A 7,836-nucleotide genomic window follows, 5' to 3' on the forward strand; every position below is an offset into this window, starting at 1 on the left:
TGGGGTACTACCTCAAAATCTTTGTGGGATTGCAGATTTATTAAGCTGCGTGACTGAGATGTTGCAGGATGTCTCAGTGGCGCGCATCGTAGGCCCTCTGGTTAATAATAATAAATATATTGTTATGATGCTTAGCATCACAGTTCGTTATGAATGCATCCCGCATGAAAGGTAGCACCCCTCAATGAACCTCAAGGCATTGCGCTGCTGTGTCGAAATCGTCCGGCAAGGCAGCTTCACCAAGGCCGCGCAGCACCTGCACATCGCCCAGCCCGCGCTGAGCATGGCCGTTACCCGGCTGGAAGAAGAACTGGGGGTAACCCTGTTCAACCGCACCACGCGCAAAGTGATCCTCACGGCAGAAGGCGAGCAGTTCTTGCCGCGCATTGCCTCTGCCCTGCGCGAAATGGACGTTGCCCGGCAAGAGCTGCGCGACATGGCTGACCTCAAGCGCGGTGAAGTACGCCTAGGTATCCCGCCGATGTTCGGCCTGCACTACGTCCCCGGGTTGATGAACGCCTTCCGCAAGTCGTACCCGGGCATTGCCATGACCGTGTTCGAAGGCAGTGCCGAAGACATTGGCCATCGCCTGGAGCAACGGGAAATCGACCTGGCGCTGCTGGAGTCCCGGCGTGTACCGCCCGACAAGGAGTCGATCCTGCTGGGCAGCGACGAGATGCTGGCGTGCATGCACCCGGATCACCCCTATGCCGGCAAGGCCTACCTCACCGCCGAAGACCTGCGCAATACCGACATGGTGGTGTTCGATCGCACCTTCGTTCAACGCCATCTTCTGGATGCGTTCTTCGCCGAACATGGCATCACTTACCAGGTGGCGCTACAGAGCAACTTCGTCTCGCTGGTGGTGCAGGCCGCGCTGGACAACATGGGGGTGGCGACCCTGCTGCGCTCGGTGCAGCAACGCACGCCAGGCATCGTCGGCGTGCCGTTCCGGCCAGCACAGCAGATGAGTTTCCGCTTGTGCTGGCGCTCGGGGGAATACCTGTCGCTGGCCAGCAAGCGGTTCATCGACTTTGCTGCACAGACGCATTACCTGGAGCGGTGAGGGCCAGTCTTCTGGGCGAGATGAGCAATCACCTGCTCCGCGGCACGCCCCAGACAGCCTTTGAAAAAGTGATTGGCACCGGCGTATACCGACACTGCCCGTTGTTCAGGGCCAGCCCATTGCAGCAGGTTGGCCAGCGGTGCCATTTCATCCTGTTCACCCTGCAGTAACAGGCAATCCCCAGGCAGCGGCAATGGCTCGTAATAGCGCCCTCCCGGTACATCCCCCACCGGCAGCCCCATCAATGCGACTGCCTGCAACTGCCCTTCCAGCGCACAGGCAACCCGGGCGAACACGTAGGCCCCAAAGGAAAACCCGACCAGGGCTACCGGCAGCTCGGGCTGTTGCTGGTTGAAGTGACGGATGACCGCGATGCAATCCTCGGCTTCACCGATGCCCTGGTCGTGCGTGCCTTGCGTCTGCCCCACCCCACGAAAGCTCGGCCGTACCACTTGCCAGCCGGCTGCACGCAGCTGCCGTGCAAGGGTCAGTGGCACGATATGCCGTGGGCTACCGCCCAGCAGCGGTTGCGGATGGCTGACCAGCACCAGCCCTTTGGGTGGTCCGTCGGGGTAGTCGATCAACAGCTCGATCTGGCCGACGGCCCCATCGATAAGCAGCGGGTTGCGCGGGGTATCTGACATTGCAGTTGTCCTTGTGAACCGAATGTGTGGCGCGTGTACTCACCGTTTGCCGAGCGTTGGCGCGTCACCGCCCGCAGTCTAAAAGAGCAGGCGTACCCGCTGCCACAGGATCCCGTCACTTCAGCCAGGGGCGTAGCAAGCGCGCCCGTACTGAGCAGGACACGGGCTGCAACGTCGCGGAAGCCGGGGCAGCATCCTCGACGTTGCAGCCATCGATTGACTATTATCCCGCCTTGAACGTTTCAGCATGTTTCAATAGGGATACAGATGTCAGTCCAGGAACGCCCCCCGCTCCCCAGTAAAAACACCGTCGCCAAGATGGAAGCCGCCATGGCACTGGGCAGCTTTGCCATCGGCACCGGCGAATTCGCCATCATGGGCCTGATGCCCGACATTGCCAGCAATTTGCAGTTGAGCGAACCGCAGGTGGGCCATGCCATCAGCGCGTATGCGCTGGGGGTAATGGTTGGCGCCCCGACACTGGCCATTCTCGGTGCCAAACTGCTGCGCAAGCACATGCTGCTGCTGTTGATGCTGCTGTATGCCGTGGGCAACCTGGCCACTGCCTTTGCCCCCTCGTTCGGTGGCCTGGTCGCATTTCGTTTCATCAGCGGCCTGCCCCACGGCGCCTACTTCGGCATTGCCGCAGTGGTGGCCTCGAGCATGGTCGCCAAGGATCAGCGCGCGGGGGCCGTGGCACGGGTGATGATGGGCCTGACCTTGGCCATGTTGCTCGGCAACCCGGTTGCCACCTTCCTGGGCCAGTACTTCGGCTGGCGTTCGGCATTCGTGCTGGTCGGCGCGATCGCCCTGTGCACCATCGCCCTGGTCTGGCGTTTCGTGCCCCAGCGCCACGACGAAACACGCAGCGACCCGCGCAAGGAGCTCCAGGCCTTTGCCCTCCCACAGGTATGGATGGCGCTGGCCATCGCTTCGATCGGTTTTGCCGGCATGTTCTGCGTGTTCAGCTACCTGGCACCGACCATGCTGCACGTGACCCAGGTGTCGCCACAGTGGATTCCGTTTGGTCTGGCGGCGTTCGGCGTGGGCGGTATCGTCGGCAACATCGCTGGCGGCAAGCTGTTCGACCGCCTGCAGTTCCGCGCCGTGGGCTTGGTACTGATGTGGTCGGTCGCCGTGCTGCTGTTCTTTACCTTCGCCGCCCAGGCGCTGTGGAGCCTGCTGCTGGGCATCGGCCTGGTGGGCACCATGATCGCCTTGGCGGCACCGCTACAGATCCGCCTCATGGACATTGCCCATGAGGCGCCTAGCCTGGCAGCGGCGTCCAACCATGCGGCGTTCAACCTGGCCAATGCCCTGGGGCCGTGGCTGGGAGGCATGGCGATCACTGCCGGCATGGGCTGGACCAGCACCGGGTACATCGGCGCCGCGACTGCGCTGGTTGGCCTGGGCATTTACCTGGTGGCGCGGCGGATGAAAGGCGGGCATTGAAGCCGGCATGGTCATAAAGGGTTACCCTACCCCTTTATGCACCCGCCACTGCCGAGTCATTCATGTTCGATTGGGAAGACCTGCGCCATTTCTCCGCCTTCAGCTCGGCCGGCTCGCTGTCGGCTGCTGCCAAGACCCTGGGTGTCGACCACGCCACCGTGGCCCGGCGCATCGCCTCGCTCGAGGCTTCGCTCCAGCTCAAGCTGGTCGACCGACGTCCCCGCGCTTATGCCCTCACCCACGAAGGCCAACGTGTTGCGGAACTCGCCGAGCAGATGGCCATGTCCTCTTTTGCCCTGGAGCATTTCGCCAGCGCCGGCCAACAGACAGTGGAAGGCGAAGTGGTGCTCTCGGCACCACCGGCGCTGCTGGGCAGCATCGTCGCCCGGCGCCTGGGCGAGCTGTACCAGCGCTACCCACAGCTGCGCCTGAAGCTGGTAGGCAGCAAATCCAAGGCATCCTTGGTCCGCCGCGAAGCTGACATCAGCATCGCCCTGGCCAGGCCGACAGAGCCAACTCTGGTGGTCAGCCTGCTGGGGCACCTGGATTACCGGCTGTATGCCTCGCCCGGTTACCTGGCCAGCGCAACGGTCAGGCGCTACATCGGCTACGACGAGTCTCAAGCCCGTTCCCCACAACAGCAATGGCTCAACCTCCAGGCCGGCCAGCAGCCGTTCGCATTGCACAGCAATGACCTGCGCATCCAGGCCCAAGCCTGTGCCGGCGGCATCGGCATCGCCTGCCTGCCCGCGTTCATGGCACAGGAACACGGTCTGAAAGAAGCAGGCAGCGCCCAACAGACAATGAGCATCGAAATCTGGCTGGCCGTGCATGAAGACGTGCGCGCCACACCGCGGATCAAGGCGGTTACCGACTTCCTTCAGCAACAGGTGCGGCCGCTGCTACGCTTGTGAATTCTTGCAGATGGCGCATGCATCAATACGGAATTTTCGCCCAACCCTGCCAGCGTTAGGCTAACTCCATCACTCACGCCCTTGAAGGAGACGACGATGCAGTACGTAAAGCTGGGTAGCACTGGGCTGGACATTTCAAGGCTGTGCCTGGGCTGCATGACCTTCGGTGAACCCGACGCCGGCACTCATCCCTGGACCTTGGGCGAAGACGCCAGCCGGCCGATCATTCGCCATGCCGTCGAGCAAGGCATCAACTTCTTCGACACTGCCAACAGCTATTCCGCCGGCACCTCGGAAATCATCCTCGGCAAACTCCTGAGGGAGTTTACCCGCCGTGAAGAAACCGTGATCGCCACCAAGGTGTTCTTCCCTGCCAACATGTGGGAAGGCGCCAGCCGGCCCAATGAGCAAGGCTTGTCACGCAAGGCGATCATGGCCAACATCGACGCCAGCCTCAGCCGCCTGGGCACAGACTACGTCGACCTTTACCAGATCCACCGCTGGGACTACCACACCCCCATCGAGGAAACCATGGAAGCTCTGCATGATGTGGTCAAGGCCGGCAAGGCGCGCTACATCGGTGCATCGTCGATGTATGCCTGGCAGTTCGCCAAGGCGCAGCAGGTAGCCGCCAACCATGGCTGGAGCCGCTTCGTGTCGATGCAGAACTACCTCAACCTGATCTACCGCGAAGAAGAGCGAGAGATGATCCCGCTGTGCCTGGATCAAGGCGTCGGCCTGATGCCCTGGAGCCCGATGGCGCGCGGCCGCCTGACACGACCGCATGGGCAGCAAACCCAACGCACGCGCACCGATGTATCCGGGCAGTCGTTCTATGAAAAGACCGAGGTGGAGGACGGCCGGGTAATCGATGTGGTCGAGCAGATCGCCAGCGAACGGGGGGTGCCGATGGCCCAGGTTGCGCTGGCCTGGGTGCTGGGTAGGGCCGGCGTCAGCGCCCCTATCGTCGGCGCTTCGAAGCCCGCCCACCTGGACGATGCCCTGGGCGCACTGTCACTGCAGCTGAGCGAGGACGAAGTGGCGCGCTTGCAGGCCCCTTACGTTCCCCACGCGGTCACCGGCTTCAAGTAGCAATGGCTTGCGGCAGTTCGATGCGCACCCGCAAGCCCCCTGTGGCGGCGGCCAGCGCGGTGATGCTGCCACCGTGCAAGGCGATGGCACGCTGGGCGATCGCCAGCCCCAGGCCGAAGCCATCGCTGCTGTCGGTGCCACGGTCGAACGGTTCGAAGATGCGCTGCAGGCGCGCCGGGTCGACGCCCGGGCCATGGTCGCTGACGCACACCTGCAACCATTGCCCACCTGGTGCCGGTGCGGCCTCCACCAATACCGCCGTGCCGGGCTTCGTGTAGCGCACGGCATTGCGGATGACGTTCTCGAAGGCCCGGTACAGGAGTTCTTCATGGCCATGCATGAGAAACGCGCCCTGAGCCAGCAAGGACACCTGGCACTGCTTCATGCCTGCCTCGAAACGGGCATCCTCGACGATCTGCGCCAGCAGTTCGACCACATCCACGCTGGCGAAGTCACTGTTGCCTTGACGGGACTGGGCACGGGCCAGGGTCAGCAGTTGCTCGATCAGGTCGTCCATGCGCCGCGACTCGCGCTCGACCCGCTCCAGCATGTCGGGCCGGTCGGGTTGCTGGCGCATCAGGCCTATGGCGGCATGCATGCGGGTAAGTGGTGAGCGCAGCTCATGGGAAATATCATGCAGCAGGTTCTGCTGGGCCTGCACCAGGGCCTTGAGCTGGCCGGCCATGCGGTCACAGTCCTCGGCCAGGTCGACGATTTCGTCACGGCGCTTGCCCAGCCGCGGCCTGACCCGCACATCGAAACGGCCTTGGGCAACCTGGCCCATGGCCTCGCGCAGCCAGGTCAGCGGCCGGGTCAGGTAAAAGCTGCACAACAGCGCGAACAGCGCGCTCATCACCGCCCCAGTCACGAACGGGCCAAGGTTGCGTGGGCGCGGTGCCATACCGACACGGGTGGCCACCGAAGCGCGCAGCACCAGTGGGCGGCCGTCACGGTCGAGCAGTGCCTGCTCGAAACGCGCCACGTGCACCGTTTGGCCAGCCAGCAAGCGGTCTTGATCGTCGTAAAGGCCTACTTGCACATCCTGCGGCTGTGGCGACACGTCCAGCAGCTGGCGGCCGGCCCGCTCGCCATGCCGTTCGAGCATTTGCAGCTCGGTGGCCAGCAGCGAACGCAGCCCGGGGGTATCGCCGCGCAGTTCATTGAGCATGAAGGCCCCCGCCCCCACCAGGAAGGTCAGGGTGTTGGCCAGCCAGAACGCCAGGAACAGCTTCCAGAACAGACGCCGGCGCATCATTCGACGATCAGCATGTAGCCCATGCCGCGCACGCTCTGGATCCAGCTGCTGCCATCGGCACGCGGGCCAAGTTTTTGCCGGATGCTGCTGACGTGCACGTCGATGCGTCGGTCATAACGGGTCAGCGGCCGGCCCAGGGCATTGAGCGACAGGTCCTGCTTGCTGACCAGCTGACCGGCCTGGCGCGCCAGGGCTTCGAGCAGGCTGAACTCGGAGCCGGTCAATTCCAGCGTGGCTGCGCCCCAGCGCGCCTCGCGCCGACCCGGCCACATTTTCAATGCGCCACTGCGTACCTGTTCAGGTACCTCGGGCGCGCTGGTTTCACCCATCAGGTATGGCTGCACGCGACGCAGTATTGCCCGCAGGCGTGCCACCAGCTCACCGGGAGAGCTGGGCTTGGGCACATAGTCATCGGCCCCCAGCTCCAGGCCGGCAATGCGGTCGATGTTGTCACCGCGTGCTGTCAGCAGCAGCACCGGCACCTGACTACGTGCACGCACGCGGCGCAGCACCTCGATACCGGAGATGCCTGGCAACATCACGTCCAGCACCACCACCTGGAAATGGCCGGACAACGCCAGGGTCTCGCCTTCCTCACCTGTGTCCGCGGCCGTTGCCTGGAAGCCTTCGCGCGCCAGGTACAAAGAGAGCATTTCAGTCAGTTCGCGGTCGTCGTCGACCAGCAGCACAGGGATCATCAGGGCCAGATATCGCAATTGCAGGGGGTGCAATGATCGCCCTGCAAGCCGGCACTGTCACTGCCGCCCGGTCGGACTTTACACATCTTTACCCTCGGCTAACCGCGCCGTACACAGCCCGCCCGTATCCTCATCGCCCGCTGCTTGCGGGTCGCCCGCGCTTGCTGCCCTCCGAATCCGCTTGTCTGGAAACCCCGATGAACTACCCGCGCCTGTTGCTCTCCATCCTGCTGCTGAAAGCCACGTTGGCCCAGGCCTCACCGTTCAGGATCGCCGACATTCGCGTCAACGGCCTGCAGCGGGTTTCCGCCGGCAGTGTGTTCGGTGCCTTGCCGCTGAACGTCGGCGACCAGGCTGACGACCGCCGCCTGGTGGACTCGACTCGTTCCCTGTTCAAGACCGGGTTCTTCCAGGACATCCAGTTGAGCCGCGATGGCAATGTGCTGATCATCAACGTGGTCGAGCGCCCGTCGGTGTCGAGCATCGAGATTGAAGGCAACAAGGCGATCAGCACCGAAGACCTGATGAGGGGCCTGAAGCAATCGGGCCTGGCCGAAGGCGAGATCTTCCAGCGTGCCACCCTCGAAGGTGTGCGTAACGAACTGCAACGCCAGTACGTGGCCCAAGGGCGCTACTCGGCCGAGGTCGATGCCGAAGTGGTGCCGCAGCCGCGCAACCGTGTGGCCCTGAAGATCAAGATCAACGAAGGCACCGT

Annotated in this window: 8 protein-coding genes; 5 read left to right on the forward strand and 3 right to left on the reverse strand. The window is 63.4% G+C overall.

Annotation, left to right across the window (positions count from 1 at the left end; translation table 11 throughout):
- Positions 1–184: 184 nt before the first annotated feature.
- Positions 185–1,066 carry a LysR family transcriptional regulator gene (locus ACF8O8_RS26610; RefSeq protein ID WP_004374921.1) on the forward strand — a complete coding sequence of 294 codons (882 nt, stop codon included), beginning with the start codon at positions 185–187 and terminating at the stop codon, positions 1,064–1,066.
- On the opposite strand, the gene ACF8O8_RS26615 is transcribed toward ACF8O8_RS26610, so the two are convergent.
- On the reverse strand, positions 1,051–1,710 hold the full coding sequence (locus ACF8O8_RS26615; RefSeq protein ID WP_010954240.1) for an alpha/beta hydrolase: 660 nt from the start codon (positions 1,708–1,710) through the stop codon (positions 1,051–1,053). The genes ACF8O8_RS26610 and ACF8O8_RS26615 overlap by 16 nt on opposite strands.
- 267 nt (positions 1,711–1,977) lie before the next feature.
- Between ACF8O8_RS26615 and ACF8O8_RS26620 the strand changes: the two genes are divergently transcribed.
- The 3 genes from ACF8O8_RS26620 (at position 1,978) to ACF8O8_RS26630 (ending at position 5,168) form a co-directional block, all read left to right on the forward strand.
- Positions 1,978–3,162 (forward strand): MFS transporter, encoded by a 1,185-nt coding sequence (locus ACF8O8_RS26620; protein WP_392510817.1) that lies wholly within the window; start codon positions 1,978–1,980, stop codon positions 3,160–3,162.
- 62 nt (positions 3,163–3,224) lie between these two features.
- Positions 3,225–4,076 (forward strand): LysR family transcriptional regulator, encoded by an 852-nt coding sequence (locus tag ACF8O8_RS26625; RefSeq protein ID WP_060489927.1) that lies wholly within the window; start codon positions 3,225–3,227, stop codon positions 4,074–4,076.
- 96 nt (positions 4,077–4,172) lie between these two features.
- Positions 4,173–5,168, forward strand: a complete 996-nt coding sequence (locus ACF8O8_RS26630; protein ID WP_010954243.1) for an aldo/keto reductase — start codon at positions 4,173–4,175, stop codon at positions 5,166–5,168.
- On the opposite strand, the gene ACF8O8_RS26635 is transcribed toward ACF8O8_RS26630, so the two are convergent.
- Positions 5,161–6,423, reverse strand: a complete 1,263-nt coding sequence (locus ACF8O8_RS26635; protein ID WP_049588293.1) for an ATP-binding protein — start codon at positions 6,421–6,423, stop codon at positions 5,161–5,163. The genes ACF8O8_RS26630 and ACF8O8_RS26635 overlap by 8 nt on opposite strands.
- Positions 6,420–7,121, reverse strand: coding sequence for a response regulator transcription factor (locus ACF8O8_RS26640; protein WP_010954245.1), 702 nt, complete (start codon positions 7,119–7,121; stop codon positions 6,420–6,422). The genes ACF8O8_RS26635 and ACF8O8_RS26640 overlap by 4 nt, the downstream gene beginning before the upstream one ends.
- 197 nt (positions 7,122–7,318) lie before the next feature.
- On the opposite strand from ACF8O8_RS26640, the gene ACF8O8_RS26645 reads away from it, so the two are divergent.
- Positions 7,319–7,836 (forward strand): POTRA domain-containing protein (locus ACF8O8_RS26645; protein WP_392510818.1); only part of this gene is annotated, 518 nt, incomplete at its 3' end.

This window comes from Pseudomonas sp. TYF_14, from assembly GCF_043105275.1.
Lineage (GTDB): Bacteria > Pseudomonadota > Gammaproteobacteria > Pseudomonadales > Pseudomonadaceae > Aquipseudomonas > Aquipseudomonas alloputida.

Coding starts and splice junctions, on each gene's coding strand:
- ACF8O8_RS26610 (WP_004374921.1), top strand. CDS start 185: ATGAACCTCAAGGCATTGCGCTGCTGTGTCGAAATCGTCCGGCAAGGC.
- ACF8O8_RS26615 (WP_010954240.1), bottom strand. CDS start 1,710: ATGTCAGATACCCCGCGCAACCCGCTGCTTATCGATGGGGCCGTCGGC.
- ACF8O8_RS26620 (WP_392510817.1), top strand. CDS start 1,978: ATGTCAGTCCAGGAACGCCCCCCGCTCCCCAGTAAAAACACCGTCGCC.
- ACF8O8_RS26625 (WP_060489927.1), top strand. CDS start 3,225: ATGTTCGATTGGGAAGACCTGCGCCATTTCTCCGCCTTCAGCTCGGCC.
- ACF8O8_RS26630 (WP_010954243.1), top strand. CDS start 4,173: ATGCAGTACGTAAAGCTGGGTAGCACTGGGCTGGACATTTCAAGGCTG.
- ACF8O8_RS26635 (WP_049588293.1), bottom strand. CDS start 6,423: ATGATGCGCCGGCGTCTGTTCTGGAAGCTGTTCCTGGCGTTCTGGCTG.
- ACF8O8_RS26640 (WP_010954245.1), bottom strand. CDS start 7,121: ATGATCCCTGTGCTGCTGGTCGACGACGACCGCGAACTGACTGAAATG.